The organism is Egicoccus sp. AB-alg2 (assembly GCF_041821065.1).
Lineage (GTDB): Bacteria > Actinomycetota > Nitriliruptoria > Nitriliruptorales > Nitriliruptoraceae > Egicoccus.
Window position 1 is genome coordinate 162,818 of the sequence record NZ_JBGUAX010000006.1, and the last position, 19,990, is coordinate 182,807.

A 19,990-nucleotide genomic window follows, 5' to 3' on the forward strand; every position below is an offset into this window, starting at 1 on the left:
TGCTAGTCCTCGGTCTGCTCCGAGCCTCTGATCCCGGGGGCCGCTGCTCGGCCCGGTCGTCGGCACCGCACGTGGAGGCGCACGAAGGTCTGGTCGAACGAGCCGTCGTGGCGGCGCAATGCGTCCAGGCGGGCGACCACCTCGCTCACGAATCGCTCCCGGTCCTCCGCGCCGGTGAAGCGATACGCCATGGTGGCCTGGGTCCGCACGAAGGCGAGCAGTTGCTCGCGGTCGAACCCGCGGCGCTGCGCGATCGTCGACACCCCGGTCGGAGGCACCTCGAAGCCGGCCTGCTCCAACAGTTCCAGGACCGTGCCGGCGTCGTGGAACGTGAGGCGTGTCGGCGTTGCGCCCACGACGTCGGCCACCTCGTCGAGGACCGACCGCAGCCGCCGCACGTTGCCGGCACCGCCCCACTCGGCGTGGAACCAGCCACCCGCCCGCAAAGTCCGCCACGTCGCGCGGAAGGCGTCGAGGTGGTCCTCGGACGGCAGCCAGTGCAGCACTGCCCGACTGACCACCAGGTCGGCGCCGCCGCTGCCGCAGACGCCGTCGAGCTCCGCGAAGGTGCCGGCCCGGAACTCGAGGTTGGCGCGTTGGTGCCGTCGCGCCGCGGCCAGCATCGACGGATCCGGCTCGACGCCGATGACGTGGCCGTCCGGCACCAGCTCGGCGAGCCGTGCCGTGAACTCGCCCGAGCCGGCCCCCACGTCGACGACCCGGTCCGACGGCCCCGGCGGCAGCTGCGCGACGAACCAGTCGTCGAACGAGCGGTGGTGTCGGGCCGCGGCGGCGTAGGGCTCACCGGCCCACCCCGATGGCGATGCGGCTCCAGACGGCACGTCTCCTCACTTCCAAGGCATTGGCGCAGCATGCGCCGTGTGTGGCCGTCGCGCACCTGACCCGATTGCAGACGGACGCCTGCCCCTGCTCGCGCCCGTTGCCGGCAGCAGGATGGCGACGCGGACCGTCAGCGGGGTCGCGACCGATGAGTTCGTGCCCTCGCGGCCGTCTGCCCGTCGGCAACCGCCGTTTCCGAAGGAGCAATCCCGTGACCGTGCAACTCACCCCGTACCTCAACTTCCGCGACCGCACCCGCGAGGTGATGACCTACTACCAGAAGGTGTTCGGCGGCGAGCTGACCATGGACACCTTCGCGTCCTTCGGGGCCAGTGAGGACTCCGCCGAGGCGGAAAAGATCATGCACAGCCAGCTGGAGACCGAGCACGGGCTCGTGCTGATGGCGGCCGACGTGCCCGACTCCATGGACCTCGACGAGGGCAGCGCGTTCAACATCTCGCTGTCTGGCGACGACGACGAGGCCCTGCGTCGCTTCTGGGACGGCCTCTGCGACGGCGGCACGGTGGTCATGCCGCTGGAGCCGGCGCCATGGGGTGACACGTTCGGCCACTGCGTCGACCGGTTCGGCGTCAGGTGGCTGGTCAACATCGCCGGCTCACCGAGCTGAGCCACGATCGCGCGGCTCGCGGCGGCGTTCGGCCCCGCCGCGAGCCGCCTCGACCGCCGCCCCGACGTCCCGTCAGGTGGCCGAGGGCGTCGAGCCGTCGGCTGCCTCGGCGTCCGCCTTCAGCCGCTGCAGCCCCTTCTCGAAGTCCGGACCGATCAGCTTGTCCATCGAGGTGAACAGGCCCATGAGCCGCAGCATCGCGGTGTTGGGGCCTGTCATCGTCCACGTGACGAGCGTGCCGTCACCGTCGGGCCGCAGCTCGAACGCGGTGGTGCTGCGGGACTTGAACGGCTTCACGAACTGCAGATCGATCGTGACGGTGGACTCGTCGGCGCCGACGATCTCCATGCGACCCTGCCCGGCCTTGCGGTTGCCACGCCAGGCGTACCAGGCACCGACGCCCTGCTCGGCGCCGCCGTACCTGCGCTCCTGGTCGGGGTCCAGGTCCTCCCAGGGCGACCAGGACGTCCAGCGGTGGAGGTCGACGACCCGCTCGTGGACCACGGCCGGCGGCGCGTCGACGTGGATGCGGCGCTCCACGCGGTAGGTGTCGCCCTTCGTCATTCCGGACCTCCTCGCCGTCGACGACCCTAGACCTCGGCCCTCCCCCGCGCCGGCGATTTCGGGCCGGGGGCTGCCCCCGCGACGGACGGACCGCGACGTTAGGGTGCCCGTGCCGGGCGAAGGGGACACGGTGGGTGGGTTCGATCCGAAGGCGGATCTGCAGCGGTATCTGCAGGTCGGGCGCGAGGCGATGCTCTGGAAGCTCGAGGGGTTGGGCGAGTACGACGCGCGCCGACCGATGACCCCGACGGGCACGAACCTGCTGGGGATGGTCAAACACCTCGCGGGCGTCGAGGCGGGCTACTTCGGGTTCGTGTTCGGTCGCCCCTTCCCCGAACCGTTGCCGTGGATGGACGAGGACGCGGAGCTCAACGCCGACCTGTGGGCGACGCCGGAAGAGTCACGGGAGCAGGTCGTGGGGCTGTATCGGCGCGTGTGGGCACACGCGGATGCCACCATCGAGGCGCTGGCTCTCGACGACGTCGGCCGGGTGCCGTGGTGGCACACGGACGCCAACCCGGTGTCCCTGCACCGGATCCTGGTGCACGTCGCCACCGAGACCCACCGGCACGCTGGACACGCCGACATCGTGCGCGAGCTGATCGACGGCGCGGTCGGCCACCGCGAGGCCGTCAGCAACCTGCCCGACGGTGATGCCGGCTGGTGGTCGACCTACCGCGATCGTGTCGAGGAAGCGGCCCGCGCCGCCGCCGACTCCTGACGGACTGTGCCACCGGCTCGCGGCCACGAGGAGGCGCGAACATGGCAGAGCCCTCGGGCAGCCGGCGGATCCGCCTCCGGACCGAGCTTCCCGGCCCGCCGGCGGCGGTGTTCGCGGCGCTCACCGAACCCGACCGGCTCGCCCGATGGTGGGGACCGCATGGCTTCTCCCTGCCCGAGGTCGAGCTCGCGCTGCGGGTCGGCGGTGGCTATCGGTTCGCCATGCAACCGCCGGCGGGTGAGCCGTTCCACGTGCAGGGCGAGTTCCTCGAGGTCGCGCCCCCGCACCGGCTCGTGTTCACGTTTCGGTACGAGGAGCCGGACCCGGACGACGTGGAAACCGTCGTGACCGTCACCTTGTCGGCCCGCGGTGCCGCGACCCGGATCTTCGTCGAGCAGGAAGCCTTCGCGACCGAGGCACGGCGGGCGTTGCACGAAGCCGGCTGGAGCGACAGCCTGGATCGGCTGCGGACGCTGCTGGCGGCGGGCTGAGGCACGGCGACGGCGTGGCATCGGCCTCCGCGCCCCGACCCCGGTGTCGGGCCGTCGGAGGCGGTTCGCGCGAAGACGCCCCGGCCATGACGGCCGGGGCGTCTTCGTGCGTGACCGGATCAGCTGTCGGTGTCCGTGTCGGTGTCGGTGTCGGTTTCGAGGTCGGTGTCGGCGTCCGCGTCCGCCTCGGCGTCGGCGTCGGCATCGAGGTCGTCGCCGGTGGCGTCGTCGCCGGTGGCGTCGTCCCCGGTCATGTCGTCACCGGTCGCGTCGTCACCGGTCGCGTCGTCCTCGACGACGTCCGGCGCGTCGTCGACCACGGTGTCGCCCTCACCCTCGCAGGCGGCGACGCCAAGGCCCAGTACCAACGCAGCCGGAACGGCAGCGAACTTCTTCAGGTGCGAACGCATGTCGGTCCTTTGGTGTTGGTGCAGCGCTCGACAGCGACCGTAGGGAAGGGCCGGGAGCCACCCTGACCATGGCCCGGCCATGTGGCCACGGTTGCGGTCGGGCGAGTCGGGGGGCGGGCCACCTGCCAGGCGTCCGGTCGGACCCGTCGGTGTGGCCAATGGAGCGTATTCCGGCTCGGAACCCGAAGATTCGCTGAATTCGACCCGGCCGTCACCGCGACGCCAAGGTCGGTTCCCGCTCGGACACGCGCACGCGGAGGTGGGCGTCGCCACGGACGTTGGCCAGCAGCAGCACCGCGGCTGCGAGGTACAGCACGATGATGACCGGCTCCACCGGATCGAACGCCGCTCCCGGAATGTCCGCCGCCAGCTGGAAAAGCATCCCGGACACGTAGCTGGCCTGATGCAGCAGGCCGGCCACCAGCACGGTCACGGCGATCAGGTAGCCCCCGCCGCGGCGCCGCCACAGCAGAACCGCGGCGAGCAGGTAGGTGGGGACGAGCAGTGCCAGGTCCAGCACGGCGCCCAGGCGGGTGAACGTGAGCGGGACGACGAGCTGCGACGGCTCCTGCGGGGCCGCGCCGGTGACCGCGAAGGTGGCCAGGCCGAGCAGCTGGATGGCGGCGAGGGCACCCCCGAGCAGCGCCAGGATGGCGGCCACCGTCCGCACCGGGGTCGTGGCAGCGAAGTGCTCGGCGAGCGCGGCGACGTCCAGCGTCATGACCGAGAGCACCAGCGCGTACAGACTGCCGGTGAAGATCGCGACGTGGGCCAGGAGCGTCGCGTTGAGCTCGGCACCGAAGAGGTAGTAGGCGTAGTCGTAGACGCAGAAGGCCAGCAGCCCGACCCGCAGCAGGGTCGTGGTCACCCGGTCCCGCAGCGACGGCACGAGGGTGAGTACGAGCAACGGCGCCACCAGCACGAGCGTGACGAGGTCGTAGCCGCGGAACATGACGGCCACGGCGGGCGGGTCGGTGTACAGGCCACCGACCAACAGGCCGGCCGCGGATGCGCCGGCCACCAGCAGCGCCACGGCGGCGGTCAGCCACGTGACCGCCGTCCGCGCCGCGCCGCGGGACGGGAAGAGTTGACGGCTCTGCGGTGTCATGTCGGATCACCTGCCTTCCCGAACGGGACCGAGGTTCCGGTCCGTCGGCCGTGGGGCCAGGACACGACGAAGAGACCGTCCGGTCGGCGGTGCGGAGCAGTCGTTGACGTCATCCGACCATCTCCTGCGTGCCTCGTGACGAGCATGCGCCGTGACACCTCGCGCCGGCAGGGCCGGCGTGCCCGAATCTGTTCCGCGTTCGTCCGTGCTCGCCGCGGGCGGCGTCCGTCATCGGTGCTGCGACGAGCGCGGCTGCGGGGCAGCGCGGTGCCGGCGGGGTTCGGGTGCGGTATGGGCGCGGTGCCGGGCCGCGTCAGCCGCCGCCCGGCTCGGGAAGCGGCGCGGTCGGTGCCTCGCGGGCGAGCCCGCCCACGACGAAGCCGACGACGCCGGCCTGGACCCCCACCAGGCCCGCCAGCGTGAGACCCCAGCCGAACACCAACTGTTCGGGTGGCGTGCCGAGGTCGAGCACGGCGCCCCGAAGCACCGAGAACCCGAAGAGCGCACCGAGCAGCCCCAGGATCAGCGCCGCGGTCGAGCGATGCACGATCGGCGCGAACGGCGCCGTCGCGCCAGCAGCAACCTCGGCAGCCCCCTCGTGGTCGACGAGGTGCAGGGTGGGGCCGCCGACCGGGCGGGTCGCGTGCCCCCAGGCACTGCCTGACCACCAGCGGCGGTAGCGCCCGTCGGTCAGCGGGTCCGGCTTGAACCCCGGCTGACGGTCGTCGGGCGGTCGCAGCGTCGTCATGGGCCACTCCTGGCGGCGGCTCCCCGGGCCGCAGCGCCGCGGAGTCTTGCACAGCGCGGTGCCCGCGCTCACGCAGCCACGGCGACGTCGTTGCCAGCGGGCGATCGTGACGCCCGGGCCGCGACCACGCTGATGGCGACGGCGAGGAGGAAGAACCGCGTCGGCAGCGGGGTGAAGCACACCACGGAGCCGGCGAGGAGCCAGCGCCCGTCGGCCCGCGAGATCGCACCGTGCCGCCGCAGCGTGAGGGTCCAGAGCAGTGCGCCGAGCCCGAGCAGGCCGTAGGAGATCAGGTAGCCCGCCAGGACCGAGGGGTGCTGCTGCTGCAGGAGTTCGGGCGCGTTGGCGGTGAGCACGGGCACCGTGAACACCAGGTCCCACATGCCGCCGGCGGCCAGCGCGCCACCGGCCAGCAACAGCAGGAACGGCCGGTCGGCTCGTCCTTCCACGACGGCGACCGACCGGACGTGCAGGCCGACCATCCCCATCAGCAGCGTCGTCGCCGCGAGCAGGCCGAGGACGGCGGCGACGACGCCCACAGGGCTTCCCATGCCGGGCCCGGCGACCTCGGCTGCCACGACGAGGGCCAGCGAGGCCACCGCGAGGGGTCCGGACCACCGTGCGAGCCGGTTGCAGCGGTCGGACAGGTTCTGAATGGACGTGTGCATGCGAGTTCCTCACCGTTCGTGGTCTACCGGCAGCCCGCTCGGCCACCTCCCCGAGGACGCTACGGAGCCGACCCTCCGCTGCCTTCCGCCGACCGGCGTGCCGTCCTGGTCCTCTCGGAGGGCCGATCTCCTCCTCGAGAACGAGCGGGCGACGCCACGCCGGGTCGTATCCTTCGTCGATGATCGATCTGCGGACGCGAACGCTGGCGCCGGATCCCGTCGTACGGGCCTGGTGGCCGGTCCCGCTCGTGCTCGTGCTCGACCAGATCACGCCGGGCATGGCCGCGGCCGGCACGCTCCCGCCGCTGGCGGCGGCGGTGTTCTCGGTGGCGCACGCGCTCCCTCTGCGTTGGCGGGAGCCGCGACCGATCGGTGCGGCCGCCGCCGTGCTCGGTGCAGCCCTGGTGCAGGCGCTGCTGACCGGCCCGACGCTCGCCTTCGGCTCGTGGGTCGCGCTGATGATCGTCGCGTTCGCGGTCGCCAACGGCACCCGGCGCGTCGTGGCGGTGGCGTCCCTGACGTCGATCCTGCTCGGCGTCGGGGTCATCTCGGTCGTCACCGAGCCGGAGGCACCGGTCACCGACATGGTGTTCCCGATCGTGTACTTCGGCGGGGCCTGGGGTGCCGGCCGTCTGGTGCGCAGCCGCCGGCTGGCCGCGGCCCGGCTCTCCGCCCTCGCCGACTCGCTGGCCCGCGAACGGGAGGAGACCGCGCGTCTCGCCGTGGCCGCGGCGCGGGGTCGCATGTCGCGTGAAGTGCACGACATCGTGGCGCATTCGCTGAGCATCATCGTGCTGCAGGCCGAGGCCGCCGAAGCGCTCCTCGAGCGGCAGCCGGCAAAGGTCCAGCGGCCGCTGACCGTCATCCAGCGCACCGGCCGCCAGGCGCTGGACGAACTGCGTCGCATGCTGGACGTCCTCGGCACCGACGACGTCGACGCACCGCTGCCCGGGCTGTCCGACCTGGAGGAGCTGACGCGGACGTTCGAGCGGGCGGGTCTCGCCATCGACCTGCAGGTTGCCGGTCCTGCCGAGACCGTGGCGCCGGGCCTCGGCCTGACCGTCTACCGGCTCGTACAGGAGTCACTGACCAACGTCCTCAAGCACACGGGTGGGGCGCCGTGCCGGGTGCGCGTGACGATCATGGAGGGGCACGTGGACGTCGAGGTGCATGACGACGGCCCACCGCGGGCCGTCGGCACCTCGGTGCCGGGCGCCGGCCGCGGGCTGGCCGGCATGCGCGAGCGGGTCGAGTCGTACGGCGGCGACTTCGTCGGCGCCCCGACGAGCGAGGGCGGCTTCCGCGTCGCCGCCCGGCTGCCGATGGCCGCCGAGGTCGTGGCATGATCCGCCTGCTGCTGGTGGACGACCAGGAGCTCGTGCGCGAAGGGCTGCGCACCATCCTCGACGCCGAGGCGGACCTCGAGGTGATCGGCGAGGCCGGCGACGGCGACGAAGCCGTACGTCAGGCGCGGCTGCTGCGGCCGGACCTGGTGATCGTCGACGTCCGGATGCCGGGGACCGACGGCCTCGAGGCGACCCGCACGCTGCTGGACACCAAGGGGTGGCGACCCCGGGTCCTGGTACTGACCACGTTCGACCTCGACGAGTACGTGTTCGAGGCCCTCCGGGCCGGCGCGTCCGGCTTCGCGCTGAAGTCCGCACCGCGGCATCAGCTCGTCGCGGCGGTACGGACCGCCGCCGACGGCGATCTGGTGCTGGCGCCGGCCGTGACCCGGCGGCTGGTGGACCGCTTCGGCTCACCGCAGCCCCGCCGCCCGCTCCCCGCGGAGCTGACGAACCGTGAGGCCGAGGTGCTGCAGCTCGTCGCGCGTGGCCTGAGCAACGCGGAGATCGGACGCGAGCTGCACCTCGCGACGACGACGGTCAAGACCCATCTCAGCGCGCTGCTGACCAAGCTCCGGGTCCGCGACCGCGTCCAGCTCGTCATCGCGGCGTACGAGCACGGCGTCGTGGAGCCCGGCCCGGACCGCTCCGCCGCGCGCGTGCACCCCCTGGCCTGACCGACGCGGGCTGCTCTCGCGGCCGCGAGAGCCGCCGCGACGGCCGCCGGACGCCTCGGCCAGCACGTGTGGCCCGGGTGATGACCGGCCGACGCGGGTGCGGGATGGTCGGCAGGCGCGACACCGGAGGAGCACGGATGCAACCGCCACCGAACGGTCCCGACACCATCGTCCTCATCCACGGCTTCTGGGTGACCCCTCGCTCGTGGGAGCACTGGATCCGCCGCTACGAGTCGTACGGCTTCCGGGTCCTGGCACCCGCCTACCCCGGCATGGACGTCGAGGTGGAAGCGCTGAACGCCGATCCCTCACCCATCGAGGCGTTGACGTTGCCGGCCATCGTCGAACACCTCGAGCGGATCGTCGGGGCGTTGGATCGCGCGCCGATCCTGATGGGGCATTCGGCCGGCGGGGCGCTCACGCAGATCCTGCTCGACCGCGGCTACGGGGCATGCGGCGTCGCGATCAACTCGGCCCCGACGGAGGGCGTGCGCACGGTGCCGCTGTCCCAGGTGCGCGCGACGTTCCCGGTCCTGAAGAACCCGGCCAACCACCATCGGGCCGTCGCGCTGACGCCCCAGCAGTGGCGCTACGCCTTCACCAACACGTTCTCCGAAGAGGAGTCCCGGCGGCTGTACGAGCGCTACGCCGTGCCGGCCTCGGGCCGGATCCTGCTGGACGGGGTGTTGGCGAACTTCCAGCCCGGGCCGCAGGCCGCGGCGGTCGACTACCGCAACGGCGCGCGGGCGCCGCTGCTGTTCGTCTCCGGGTCCGAGGACCACCTGATGCCGCCGAAGGTGCAACGCGCGAACCTGCGCCACTACAAGGCGGCGACGGTGACCGAACTGCGCGAACATCGCGGCTTCGCGCATCTGCTGCCGGCACAGGAGGGGTGGGAGGCGATCGCCGACGAGGCGCTGCGCTGGGCACTGGAGCACACCGCCCAGCCCACGGCCCGGTCCGCATGACGTCCGGGGCTCAGGACGCGGTCGTGCGCGCACCCACGCAGTCGGGGCAGCGGGCCCGGAACGTGACGTCGACGCCGAGTAGTTCGAAGCCGTGCTGCTCGCCGTCCGGTAGCCGCGGGTCGTCGACGTGGACGTCGAGCATGCGCCCGCACTCCACGCACAGCAGATGGTGGTGGGGGTGCTGGACGTTGGGGTCGTAGCGCTTGCGGCCGTCGGCGTGGGCGACCTCCAGGAGCTCGCCCATGTCCACGAGTTCATGCAGGGTGTTGTACACCGTGGCGAGGCTGACCTCGGGCAGGATCGCCCGCGCCCGGACGAACACCTCGTCCGCCGCCAGGTGGACGTGCTCGCCAGCCATCACCTCGGCGATGACGCGTCGCTGCGCCGTCAGGCGCCAGCCACGGTCGCGCAGGCGCTCCACCAGCGGTTGCACGAACGTTTCCTCGAGACGGTTCGACGGGTCGATGCGGCCGGAACGCTACCAGAGACCCCACTGCTCCAAGAGCAGGTTGCCCCCATCCTTGGAATTGTTCTAGGTTGGGGGCGTCGCACCCGACGTGGTCGATCTGCTCGACTCGGCCGCCGTCGCCCGCAGCCCCGAGCGACCCCAGGACCCTTCGAGGAGGACATCGTGTCCGACCAGCAAGCCTCGCGCCGAGAGTGGAGCGCGCGGACCACGCCCAGCCTGCAGGGCAACGAACACTGGTGGCCCGACCAGCTCAGCCTGAACATCCTGCACCAGAAGCACCCGGACGCGAACCCGCTCGGCGAGAACTTCTCCTACGCCGAGGCGTTCTCGCAACTCGACGTCGAGGAACTGACCCGCGACGTCGACGCGCTGATGACCGACTCCCAGGACTGGTGGCCCGCCGACTGGGGTCACTACGGCCCGTTCTTCATCCGCATGTCGTGGCACGCCGCCGGCACCTACCGTGCGATCGACGGCCGCGGCGGTGGCGGCACCGGTGCGCAGCGTTTCGCGCCGCTCAACAGCTGGCCCGACAACGGCAACCTGGACAAGGCCCGACGCCTGCTGTGGCCGGTCAAGAAGAAGTACGGCGAGAAGATCTCCTGGGCCGACCTGCTGGTCTTCGCCGGCAACCGCGCGCTGGAGACGATGGGCTTCAAGACCTTCGGGTTCGGGTTCGGTCGCGCCGACATCTGGGCGCCCGAGGACGACATCTACTGGGGTCCGGAGACCGAGTGGCTCGCCACCAACGACGAGCGCTACACCGGCGACTGGGAGGACGGCAGCCGGATCCTCGACAACCCGCTCGCCGCGGTCCAGATGGGTCTGATCTACGTCAACCCGGAGGGCCCCAACGGCGTCCCGGACGCGCTGAAGTCCGCACAGGACGTGCGCGAGACCTTCGGCCGCATGGGAATGAACGACCGCGAGACGGTCGCGCTGACGGTCGGTGGGCACACCTTCGGCAAGATGCACGGCAACGGGCCGAAGGAGGCGGTCGGCGGTCTGCCCGAGGAATCCAAGATCCACGAGCAGGGCTTCGGCTGGGCCAACACCCACGAGACCGGCCTGGGTGAGTACACCATCACCTCGGGGTTGGAGGGCGCCTGGACGCCGACGCCGACCACGTGGGACAACACCTACCTGGAGACCCTCTTCTCCCACCAGTGGGAGGTCACCGAGTCGCCGGCCGGCGCGAAGCAGTGGGAACCCGTCGAGGTCAAGGACGGGTTCTGGGTCCCCGACGCGCACGTCGAGGGCAAGCTGAACCCGCCGGTGATGAACACCGCCGACATGGCGATGATCGCCGACCCCGACTACCTCGAGATCGCCAAGGAGTTCCGCGAGAACCCGGACGTGCTCGCCGACGAGTTCGCCCGTGCCTGGTACAAGCTCCTGCACCGTGACATGGGCCCGAGCGCCCGTTACCTCGGCCCCCAGGTGCCCGACGAGGAGCTCATCTGGCAGGACCCGGTCCCCGCGCACGAGGGGCCGCTGGTCACCGAGGACGAGATCGCGACGCTCAAGCAGCAGATCGCGGACTCCGGGCTGACCGCCGCACAGCTGGTCGGCACGGCCTGGGCGTCGGCGTGCACCTACCGCCAGACCGACCACCGCGGTGGTGCCAACGGCGCACGCATCCGTCTCGAGCCGCAGGCGAGCTGGGACGTCAACCTGCGCTCGGGCGTGTCGGCCGTGATCGACAAGCTCGAGGAGGTCAAGGACGCGTCCGGGTTCAACATCTCGCTCGCGGACACGATCGTCCTCGGCGGCAGCGTCGGTGTCGAGATGGCGGCCAAGGCCGCCGGTCGCGACATCACGGTCCCGTTCACCCCGGGTCGCACCGACGCGACCCAGGAGATGACCGAGGTCGACACGTTCGCCTACCTCGAGCCGGTGCACGACGCCTTCCGCAACTACCTGCAGAAGCAGACGAGCATCCCCTCCGAGCACTACCTGATCGACCGGGCGTTCATGCTCAACCTCAGCGCGCCGGAGATGGCGGCCCTGCTCGGTGGCATGCGCGCCATCGGCGCGAACGCCGGTGACGACAACACCGACGGCTACTTCACCGACCGTCTGGGTCAGCTCACGAACGACTTCTTCTTCAACCTCGTCGACATGGGCACCGTCTGGGAGCCCATCGGCGAGGGCGAGGACCGCTTCGAGGGCAAGGACCGCAAGACGGGCGAGACGAGGTGGACCGCCACGCGCGTCGACCTGATCTTCGGCTCCAACTCGGTGCTGCGCGCCATCGCCGAGGAGTACGCCTCCGCCGGCGGCGAGGACCACATGATCGACAAGTTCGTCCAGGGCTGGGTCAAGGTCATGCAGAACGACCGCTTCGATCTGCACCGCTGACGCGAACCGCATCGCACGCGTGCGGCCGCCCCGTCCGGGGCGGCCGCACGCCGTTCGGTTCCCCCGCCCCGGGTTACCGGTAGCCTTCCGGAGTCCTACGCGTCGTGGAACGGGAGGCAAACGATGGCCGTGGAGCCCATGCTCGCCTATCTCGACGGCGGCACCGCCAGCCTGGTGCTGGCCGCCCTGGCCGCGGGCGGCGCTGGCATCGCCGTCCTCGTCAAGATGTACTGGAACCGGTTCCTCGGGCTCTTCTCGGAGAAGCACCGCCTGGCCGCCGAGGAAGCTCGCAGCCAGCTGACGGGCGAATGACCGAACCTGCGCAGCCGCGTCCCACGCACGAAGGCGACCCGACGGCGCAGCCGGACCCCGGCTCCTTCCGCGACCCCACCAACCGGGTGTTCCTCCACGAGGACCGGGTGCTGCGCGGCCTCGACGAGACCGCCGCACGGGACTTCGCCTCCCTTCGCGCCTCCGGCTTCTTCGCCCGGGCCGTGGAGCAGCGGCAACTCGTCGCGACGGAGCTGCTGGACGCGCCACCGGCCGCGCTGGAGCAGGCGGGTTGGGCGGCCGTGCTCGAGCACGAGCGGATCCCGGTCGTCACCTACCCGTACGAGTGGCCCTTCGCGATGCTCCGCGACGCGGCCCTGCTCCAGCTCGACCTGCCCCTTGCGGCGCTCGACGAGGGCCTCACCACCAAGGACGCCACCCCCTACAACGTCCAGTTCGTGGGTGCCCGGCCGACGCACATCGACCTCGGCTCCTTCGAGCGGCTGTCTCCCGGCGAGCCGTGGTTCGGCTACCGGCAGTTCTGCCAACAGTTCCTCTACCCGCTGCTGCTGACCGCCCGTCGCGGGGTGCCCCACCAGCCGCTGCTGCGCGGCTCGGTGCGCGGCGTCACGCCACAGACCTGCGCGGCCTGCCTGCGCTGGTGGGACCTGGCGCGACCGTCGCTGTTCATCCACGTCGCCCTGCAGAGCCTCGCCGAGCGGCGCAAGACCGATGCCGGCCCCGACGGCCACGACGTGCGGGCCGAGCTGAAGTCGGCCGGCTACGGACCGGCGGTCATCCGCGGTCAGCTGCGCAAGCTGCGCAAGCTGGTCGAACGGCTCGAGTGGAAGCAGACCCGGTCCGTGTGGTCGGAGTACTCCGACCGTCAGCACTACGACCCCGAGGACCTGCGCGCCAAGGAGGAGCTCGTCCGCCGCGTGGCCGGCGAGCGCCCGCGGCGGCAGGTGCTGGACCTCGGCGCCAACGACGGGCACTTCAGCCGCATCGCCCTCGAGTCCGCCGAGTACGTGGTCGCCGTGGACCACGATCCGCTGGTCGTCGACCGGCTCTACCGGCAGCTGTCCGAGCAGGGTGAGGAGCGGATCCTGCCGCTCGTGATGGACCTCGCCGACCCGTCGGGCGGGCTCGGCTGGCGGGCGCGCGAACGGTCGCCGTTCGTCGCGCGGGTCCGTCCCGACCTCGTGCTGTGCCTGGCGCTGGTCCACCACCTCGCGATCTCGGAGAGCATCCCGCTGGACGAGGTCGTGGCCTTCCTCGCGGAGTTCTCCAGCGAGGTGATCCTCGAGTTCCCCACGCCCGAGGACCCGATGGTGGCGCTGCTGATGGCCCAGAAGAAGGACCGGGCGGTGCCGGCCGACCGGTACGGCGTCGACGCGCTCGAGCGGGCGCTGGCCACGCGGTTCGACACGCGGCTGCGCACGGAGCGGGGCACGCGGCTGCTGTACGACCTCGTCCCCCGCGGCCGCGGCCAGCCGATCGAGGTCCACGCGACCGCGTCCGCGCAGCCCGTGCCCGACGGCGAGACGCGGCCCTCGGGGCCGTGAGCACCACGGAGCGGCCGGCCGACGCTCGCCCCGGCCCTGGTGGCGGTCCCCTGGTGCGGGCGCTGCGGATCTTCGGGCTGTGCGGACTGGCGGTGGCGCAGCCGCTGCTCGATGTACTCGGAGGTGGGGTCGCCTTCTTCGTGACGCACGACGCGTCGCGCCTGCAGGTGCTGCTGGTGGCGGTGGCCGTGCTGCTGGGGCCGGCGGCGCTGCTCGTGCTCGTGGTGGAGGCGCTCCGGGCCTGGTCCGTGGCGGTTGGCGAGCGAGCGATGGCCGTGGTGGTCGGCCTCCTGCTGGGCGTGACGATCGCCTCGGCGGTGGACCGGGCCGCCGCACTGCCGCTGCCGGCGTACGCCGCACTGCTGCTGGTGATCGGCGCGGCCGGTGCGACGGCCTACGCCCGGCTGGAGCCGGTGCGCAGCTTCACCACGTTCCTGGCGCCGGCGCCGCTGCTGTTCGCCGTGGTGTTCCTGTTCTTCTCGCCGGTGCGTGCGCTGGTGGTGGGCGACGACCCGGAGTCGCTGGCGGCGGCCGAGGCCCGCGCGACCGACGTCGTCATGGTGATCTTCGACGAGCTCCCGCTCGGTGCGCTGCTGGACGAATCCGGGGCGATCGACGAGGCACGCTTCCCGGGGTTCGCCCGGCTGGCCGCCACCTCGACGTGGTACCCGAACGCCACCACCGTGGCGCCGGAGACGACCGCGGCGGTGCCGGCGCTGCTGACCGGCCGGCTGCCGGAGGTGGGGGCCGAGGCGGCCGCGTCGCCGGTGGCGGCCGCGCATCCGCGGTCGCTGTTCACCATGCTGGGCGGCTCGCATGACCTGCGCGTGCACGAATGGGTCACGCGCCTGTGCCCCGCCGAACTGTGTGACGAGCGTGCCCAGACGGTCGCGGAGGAGCAGCCGAGCCTGTCTCGGGACGTCGCGGTCGTGGCCGGCCACCAGGTACTGCCGCAGCGCCTCGCGGACCGTGTACTGCCCTCCATCTCCGGCCAGTGGGCGGGCTTCGGGATGGACTCGCCCGCCACGGACGGGACCGGGACCGGCGACCCAACCGACCAGGACGGGCCGGACGGCGATGGCGAGGCGGAGGCGCGTCCGGAGCGGCACCGGTTCGGCGCGGCGCTGCAGGCCCTGGAGGCGGAGGCGAGCCCGCAGCTGTGGTTCGCACACGAGCGGCTCCCCCACCGTCCGTCGACGCTGCTTCCCGACGGCACCCGCTACCCGCGGGCCTTTCCGTTCGACTGGTGGAGTCATCACCGGCCGGACGCCTCGATCGTCTACCGCCAGCAGTTCCAGCTGCAGGTGAAGTACGTCGACCGTCTGCTCGAGCAGCTGCTCGACCGCCTGGAGCGGGAGGACCTGGAAGACGCGCTGCTGGTCGTCGTCAGCGACCACGGGCTGAGCTTCCGGCCGCACGGCCACCCACGGGCGTATTCCAGCCCGCAGCCCTCGGAGCTGGCCGACGTCCTGCCGGTACCGCTGTTCGTGCGCTACCCGTCACAGGAAGACGGCGAGGTGGATCCGCGCGACGCCAGCGTGATCGACGTCGTGCCCACCGTCGCCGATGTGGTGGGCGTACAGCTGCCGACGGACTGGGAGTTCGACGGCCGTTCGTTGCGGGCCGAGGACGCCGGTGAGCGGCGTCAGTTCTGGCAGCCGCTGGGCGAGCTGTCCGACGACCTCGCGGTTGCCGATCCGCTGCAGCTGGCCCGCGAGAACGCCGAGCTGTTCGGCCCGGGCGGTGGTCCGCACGACCTCTACGCCATGGGTCCGCACGGGGATCTGGTCGGCGAGGCGCTGCAGCGCGGGGACCCCGTCGAGGAAGCGGTCGTCGAGCCGCTCCATCACGACGCCTACGACGACGTCGATCCGGAGTCCGGCCGGCTGCCGGCGTTCTACGAGGCCGAGGTGTCCGGGCTCGAGTCCGGGCAGTGGGTGGCAGTGGCCGTCGACGACGTCGTCGCGGGCGTCGGTCTGGTGATCGAGCCCTCGGAGGGGCCGGCCCGCATCAAGGCGATGCTCGACCCGAGCCTGTTCCTGGCGGGCAGCAACGACGTCGAGGCCTTCCTGGTCGACGAGGACACCTCGACCCTGCGCCCGATCGCGCGTGCGCCCGAGTCAGCCGGCACGGCCGGGTGACGCGCCGTCGGTGGCGGAGGTTACGCTCCGCCCCGCGACAGCGACACGGCCCCCTGACGCGGCCCGCGGGGCAGCACGATGAGCGAACAGCGGATCATCACACAGGACACCTTCGGCGGCCCCGAGGTGTTGCGCCCGGGCACGGCTGCGGTCCCGGACCCGCTCCCGACCGAGATCCGCGTCCGCGTCACCGCCGCCGGCGTCAACCCGGTCGATGCCAAGACGCGATCGGGACGGGGCATGGCCTCGGTGCTCGGCGAACCACCGTTCGTGCTCGGGTGGGACGTCGCCGGCACCGTGGACGCGGTGGGGCGTGGGGTCACCCTGTTCGGCGTCGGTGACCGGGTCATGGGCATGCCACGGTTCCCCCAGCAGGCCGCCGCCTATGCGGAGTACGTCACGGCCCCGTCACGGCATTTCGTCGCGACCCCGAACGGCCTCGACGACGTGCACGCCGGTGCCCTGCCGATGGCTGCGCTGACCGCCTGGCAGTCGCTGGTCGACACGGCCCACGTCGCGTCCGGCGACCGGGTCCTCGTGCAGGGCGCCGGCGGCGGGGTCGGGCACGTCGCCGTGCAGATCGCCAAGGCCCGGGGCGCCCACGTCGTCGCGGTCGCCAGTGCCGCCAAGCACGACCTGCTCCATGACCTCGGAGCCGACGAACTGATCGACTACCGCGACGCGGACCTGGCCGAAGCCACGCAGCCCGTCGACGTCGTGTTCGACCTCGTCGGTGGCGACGCGACGGTCGCGTCGATCCAGACACTCCGGCGCGGCGGGCAGGTCGTGATCGCGCCGGGTGGCCTCGCCGACGATGCCCGGCGGCTCGCCGAGGACCGCGGCGTCCGCCTGGTGCCGATCCTGGTCGAGCCGGACCGGGCCGGCCTGCTGGCCGCCAGCGTCCTGGTCGCCGACGGCCGCCTCCGTGTCCACGTGAGCAGGACGTTCCCGTTGGCGGACGCCCGCTCCGCCCACGAGGCGATCGAGTCCGGTCACACGCCGGGCAAGCTGGTGCTGACCGTCGGTGCCTGAGCGCGGATCCGCCCTTCGATCTCGGTCACCGCGGCGTAGAGGTCGTCGCGATGCTGCTCGACGACTCGTTCGACGCTGAGTACCCGACGGCGCCAGGTGAGGTTGATGCAGCCGATCACCCGTTCGCTGCTGCGGATCGGCACGGCGATCGACATCCGCTGGTCGTCGTGGACGTCCCGACCACCGGCGTAGTCGCCGCCGAAGTCCGGGTCACGAACGCTGCAGCCGCGTGCCCGCGTCTCACGCACCATCCGTTCGATCCACGCGTCGTCGTGGGCGAGTTCGTGGCCGGGCGTCGTCTTCTGCCGCAACCGTCGCAGCACCGACTCCCGTTCGGTCGCGGCGCAGAACGCGAGGTAGGCCCGGCCGGACGCCGAGCGCAACATGTTGACCCGGTAGCCGACCGGGTTGCGCCGCACGTCGTCGAAGTACGCCTTGCGGCTGTTGGTCTCCAGCGTCTCCATGTAGTCCAGCCGCGGCACCGACAGCACCGATGGCCACCGGCTCTTCGTCACGAGGTCCTCGAGAACGGGCGAGGCGACCTCCACGAGCCAGTCCGTGTCGTCGAGCTGGCCGCGGTGCAGCAGCGAATGGCTCGGCAGGAACGCGCCGTCGGCCAGCCGCTGCCAGACGAAGCCCTGCTGGTGGCAGGTGAACAGGATCCGCGTCAGCGTGCTCTTGGGCAGGCCTGTGGCGAGGTGGAGGTCGTGGAGGCTCGCCGCCCGCATCTCGTGCAGCACCTTCAGCACCTGCAGGCCACGGCCGAGCGCCGTGATCGGTTCGACCTGGTACTGCCGCAAGCTCGTCCCACGTTCCGGTCTCCGAAATCCTATCGTTTTCTCCTTGCCCTTCGTCCGGAGCCGGGGCAGCCTCGATCGTGGAGAGCGGGAGAGGCCGGGAGCAGGCGAGGTGGTCGACCAGGTCGTCGGGGCCGGTACGGCGCATGGCGTGGCGGAGGGCGAGACCCTCTGGTCCCCCAGCGCCGAGTGGATCGAGCGCACGAACCTGACCCACTTCCTGGAGTGGTTGCGCGACCGGCGGGGCCACGACTTCGGGGACTACTTCGAGCTGTGGCGCTGGTCGACGACCGACCTCGAGGGATTCTGGGGCGCGCTCTGGGACTACTTCGACATCCAGGCGTCGGCGCCGCCGCAGCGAGTCCTCGGCCGTCGCGAGATGCCGGGGGCCGAGTGGTTTCCCGGTGCCCGGCTCAACTACGCCCAGCACGTCCTCCGCCAGGTGCGTCCCGGCAGCGACGCGCTCTACCACGTCGGCGAGGACGTGCCCTCGACCGGGATGGCCTGGGAGGAGTTGGCCGCCCAGGTCCGGACGCTGGCGAGCCGGCTGCGCGAGCTCGGCGTGCAGCCGGGGCAGCGGGTCGCCGCCTACGTGCCCAACATCCCCGAGGCCATGGTCGCGCTGTTCGCGACGACCGCCATCGGCGCCGTGTGGGCGAGCTGTTCACCGGACTTCGGATGGCGCGGCGCGGCCGACCGGTTCGCCCAGCTCGAACCGACCGTGCTGTTCGCCGTCGACGGATACCGGTACGGCGGCCGGGAGTTCGACCGACGCGACGAGGTGCGCCAGCTGGTCGAGGCACTGCCGACGCTCACCCAGGTCGTGCACGTCTCGCACCGGTTCGGCGACGGCACGCCCCCGACGACCGAGAACGTGGCGAGCCACCGCTGGGAGGACGTCCTCGACGGTCCAGCCGTCCCGGCGGAGGAGTTCGCGTTCGAGCAGGTGCCGTTCGACCATCCCCTGTGGGTGCTGTTCTCCTCGGGTACCACGGGACTGCCGAAGGCGATCGTGCACGGCCACGGCGGGATCCTGCTCGAGCAGCTCAAGCTCCAGACCTTCCACATGGACCTGCGGCGCGGGGACCGGCTGTTCTTCTTCACGACGACCAGCTGGATGATGTGGAACTTCATCGCGAGCTCGCTGCTGCTTGGCGTCGCCCCGATCCTGTACGACGGCAACCCGGCCCATCCCGGCCCGGAGGTGCTGTGGCGCGTGGCGCAGGACGCCCGTGCGACGCTCTTCGGGGCCAGCCCCAGCTACGTGCGGCTCATGGATCAGGCCGGCGTCGTCCCGCGCGAGCAGTTCGACCTGTCGGCGCTCCGCACGATCATGCCGGCCGGGTCACCGGTCTCCCCCGAGATCACGGCCTGGTTCTACCGCAACGTCAAGGACGACCTGTGGGTCGCCACCGGGAGCGGCGGCACCGACTGCTGCACCGGGTTCGTCGGTGGTGTGCCCACGCTGCCGGTCCGGGCCGGCGAGATCCAGGCCCCCTCCCTCGGTGTGGCGGTCGCAGCGTTCGCCCACGACGGCCGACCGGTGGTCGACGAGGTCGGCGAGCTCGTGATAACCGAACCGATGCCGTCGATGCCGCTCGGCTTCTGGGGCGACCGGGACCACCAGCGGTACCGCGAGACGTACTTCGCCGACTTCCCGGGCGTCTGGCGGCACGGCGACTTCTTCCGCATCAACGAGCGGGGCGGCTGCTACGTGCTGGGGCGGTCGGACGCCACGCTCAACCGTCACGGCGTCCGCATCGGCACCGCCGAGATCTACCGCACCCTCGCGCAGCTCGACGAGGTCGAGGACGCGCTGATCGTGAACCTCGAACGCGCCGACGGCGGGTTCTTCATGCCGCTGTTCGTCAAGCCCGCACCCGACGTGGAGTTCGACGCGAGCGTCGTCGACCGGATCCGCGACCGGCTGCGGCGCGACTACACGCCGCGCCACGTCCCCGACGACGTCGTGGCCGTGCCCGACATCCCCGTCACCTTGACCGGGAAGAAGCTGGAGGTGCCAGTCCGCAAGCTCCTGCTCGGCACACCCGTCGAGCAGGCCGTCAACCTCGAGGCGGTGGCGAACCCTGCCGCGCTCGAGCCGTTCCTGGAGTACGCACGTCAGCACGCCATGTGACGCGGCCGGACCACGCGAGGGAGACGCGACGAGGCGGTCGGCCGCCAAC

20 protein-coding genes are annotated in these 19,990 nt (G+C 71.8%); 12 read left to right on the forward strand and 8 right to left on the reverse strand.

The genetic code is table 11. The features are described 5' to 3' along the window. Positions 1-2: 2 nt before the first annotated feature. The gene (locus ACERM0_RS13025; RefSeq protein ID WP_373679040.1) at positions 3-842 is read right to left on the reverse strand and encodes a methyltransferase domain-containing protein; all 840 of its coding nucleotides are present in this window, start codon (positions 840-842) and stop codon (positions 3-5) included. 209 nt (positions 843-1,051) lie between these two features. On the opposite strand from ACERM0_RS13025, the gene ACERM0_RS13030 reads away from it, so the two are divergent. After that, positions 1,052-1,468 carry a VOC family protein gene (locus ACERM0_RS13030; RefSeq protein ID WP_373679041.1) on the forward strand — a complete coding sequence of 139 codons (417 nt, stop codon included), beginning with the start codon at positions 1,052-1,054 and terminating at the stop codon, positions 1,466-1,468. A gap of 72 nt (positions 1,469-1,540) precedes the next feature. On the opposite strand, the gene ACERM0_RS13035 is transcribed toward ACERM0_RS13030, so the two are convergent. Continuing rightward, on the reverse strand, positions 1,541-2,032 hold the full coding sequence (locus ACERM0_RS13035) for an SRPBCC family protein (RefSeq protein ID WP_373679042.1): 492 nt from the start codon (positions 2,030-2,032) through the stop codon (positions 1,541-1,543). Positions 2,033-2,162: 130 nt separating this feature from the next. On the opposite strand from ACERM0_RS13035, the gene ACERM0_RS13040 reads away from it, so the two are divergent. Both ACERM0_RS13040 and ACERM0_RS13045 read left to right on the forward strand, forming a co-directional pair. Next, on the forward strand, positions 2,163-2,753 hold the full coding sequence (locus tag ACERM0_RS13040) for a DinB family protein (RefSeq protein ID WP_373679043.1): 591 nt from the start codon (positions 2,163-2,165) through the stop codon (positions 2,751-2,753). A gap of 41 nt (positions 2,754-2,794) precedes the next feature. Further along, positions 2,795-3,244, forward strand: coding sequence for an SRPBCC domain-containing protein (locus tag ACERM0_RS13045; protein WP_373679044.1), 450 nt, complete (start codon positions 2,795-2,797; stop codon positions 3,242-3,244). A 119-nt stretch (positions 3,245-3,363) separates the two neighbouring features. Here ACERM0_RS13045 and ACERM0_RS13050 read toward each other — a convergent pair whose 3' ends face one another. The 4 genes from ACERM0_RS13050 to ACERM0_RS13065 all read right to left on the reverse strand — a co-directional run bounded on the left by ACERM0_RS13050 (position 3,364) and on the right by ACERM0_RS13065 (position 6,178). Continuing rightward, the gene (locus ACERM0_RS13050; protein WP_373679045.1) at positions 3,364-3,735 is read right to left on the reverse strand and encodes a hypothetical protein; all 372 of its coding nucleotides are present in this window, start codon (positions 3,733-3,735) and stop codon (positions 3,364-3,366) included. Positions 3,736-3,865: 130 nt separating this feature from the next. Continuing rightward, entirely contained in the window at positions 3,866-4,762 is an 897-nt protein-coding gene (locus tag ACERM0_RS13055) for a hypothetical protein (RefSeq protein WP_373679046.1), read from the reverse strand. 313 nt (positions 4,763-5,075) lie between these two features. Beyond that, a complete protein-coding gene (locus ACERM0_RS13060) occupies positions 5,076-5,510 on the reverse strand; it encodes a hypothetical protein (RefSeq protein ID WP_373679047.1) in 435 nt (144 codons plus the stop codon). Positions 5,511-5,578: 68 nt separating this feature from the next. Continuing rightward, positions 5,579-6,178: a hypothetical protein gene (locus ACERM0_RS13065; protein WP_373679048.1), complete on the reverse strand. Its 600-nt coding sequence runs from the start codon at positions 6,176-6,178 to the stop codon at positions 5,579-5,581. A 179-nt stretch (positions 6,179-6,357) separates the two neighbouring features. On the opposite strand from ACERM0_RS13065, the gene ACERM0_RS13070 reads away from it, so the two are divergent. From ACERM0_RS13070 to ACERM0_RS13080, 3 genes are all read left to right on the forward strand, one after another. After that, positions 6,358-7,524, forward strand: coding sequence for a sensor histidine kinase (locus ACERM0_RS13070; protein WP_373679049.1), 1,167 nt, complete (start codon positions 6,358-6,360; stop codon positions 7,522-7,524). Then, positions 7,521-8,201 (forward strand): response regulator, encoded by a 681-nt coding sequence (locus ACERM0_RS13075; RefSeq protein WP_373679050.1) that lies wholly within the window; start codon positions 7,521-7,523, stop codon positions 8,199-8,201. Before ACERM0_RS13070 ends, ACERM0_RS13075 begins: the two co-directional genes overlap by 4 nt. Positions 8,202-8,338: 137 nt before the next feature. Beyond that, positions 8,339-9,169: an alpha/beta hydrolase gene (locus ACERM0_RS13080; protein WP_373679051.1), complete on the forward strand. Its 831-nt coding sequence runs from the start codon at positions 8,339-8,341 to the stop codon at positions 9,167-9,169. A gap of 10 nt (positions 9,170-9,179) precedes the next feature. Here the strand turns inward: ACERM0_RS13080 and ACERM0_RS13085 are convergent, their stop codons facing one another. Next, positions 9,180-9,602, reverse strand: a complete 423-nt coding sequence (locus ACERM0_RS13085; protein ID WP_373679052.1) for a Fur family transcriptional regulator — start codon at positions 9,600-9,602, stop codon at positions 9,180-9,182. A 198-nt stretch (positions 9,603-9,800) separates the two neighbouring features. Here ACERM0_RS13085 and katG point away from each other — a divergent pair, with 198 nt between their 5' ends. The 5 genes from katG (at position 9,801) to ACERM0_RS13110 (ending at position 17,007) form a co-directional block, all read left to right on the forward strand. After that, positions 9,801-11,999 carry a catalase/peroxidase HPI gene (gene katG / locus ACERM0_RS13090; RefSeq protein WP_373679053.1) on the forward strand — a complete coding sequence of 733 codons (2,199 nt, stop codon included), beginning with the start codon at positions 9,801-9,803 and terminating at the stop codon, positions 11,997-11,999. Between the two features lie 123 nt (positions 12,000-12,122). After that, entirely contained in the window at positions 12,123-12,311 is a 189-nt protein-coding gene (locus tag ACERM0_RS13095; protein WP_373679054.1) for a hypothetical protein, read from the forward strand. Further along, entirely contained in the window at positions 12,308-13,834 is a 1,527-nt protein-coding gene (locus tag ACERM0_RS13100; protein WP_373679055.1) for a methyltransferase, read from the forward strand. Before ACERM0_RS13095 ends, ACERM0_RS13100 begins: the two co-directional genes overlap by 4 nt. Beyond that, positions 13,831-15,975, forward strand: a complete 2,145-nt coding sequence (locus tag ACERM0_RS13105) for a sulfatase-like hydrolase/transferase (RefSeq protein WP_373679056.1) — start codon at positions 13,831-13,833, stop codon at positions 15,973-15,975. Before ACERM0_RS13100 ends, ACERM0_RS13105 begins: the two co-directional genes overlap by 4 nt. A 78-nt stretch (positions 15,976-16,053) precedes the next feature. Next, on the forward strand, positions 16,054-17,007 hold the full coding sequence (locus tag ACERM0_RS13110; RefSeq protein ID WP_373679057.1) for an NADP-dependent oxidoreductase: 954 nt from the start codon (positions 16,054-16,056) through the stop codon (positions 17,005-17,007). Here the strand turns inward: ACERM0_RS13110 and ACERM0_RS13115 are convergent. Continuing rightward, on the reverse strand, positions 16,968-17,807 hold the full coding sequence (locus tag ACERM0_RS13115) for a helix-turn-helix domain-containing protein (RefSeq protein ID WP_373679058.1): 840 nt from the start codon (positions 17,805-17,807) through the stop codon (positions 16,968-16,970). The genes ACERM0_RS13110 and ACERM0_RS13115 overlap by 40 nt on opposite strands. Positions 17,808-17,916: 109 nt before the next feature. On the opposite strand from ACERM0_RS13115, the gene ACERM0_RS13120 reads away from it, so the two are divergent. Continuing rightward, positions 17,917-19,941, forward strand: a complete 2,025-nt coding sequence (locus ACERM0_RS13120) for an acetoacetate--CoA ligase (RefSeq protein WP_373679059.1) — start codon at positions 17,917-17,919, stop codon at positions 19,939-19,941. Positions 19,942-19,990 lie beyond the last annotated feature (49 nt).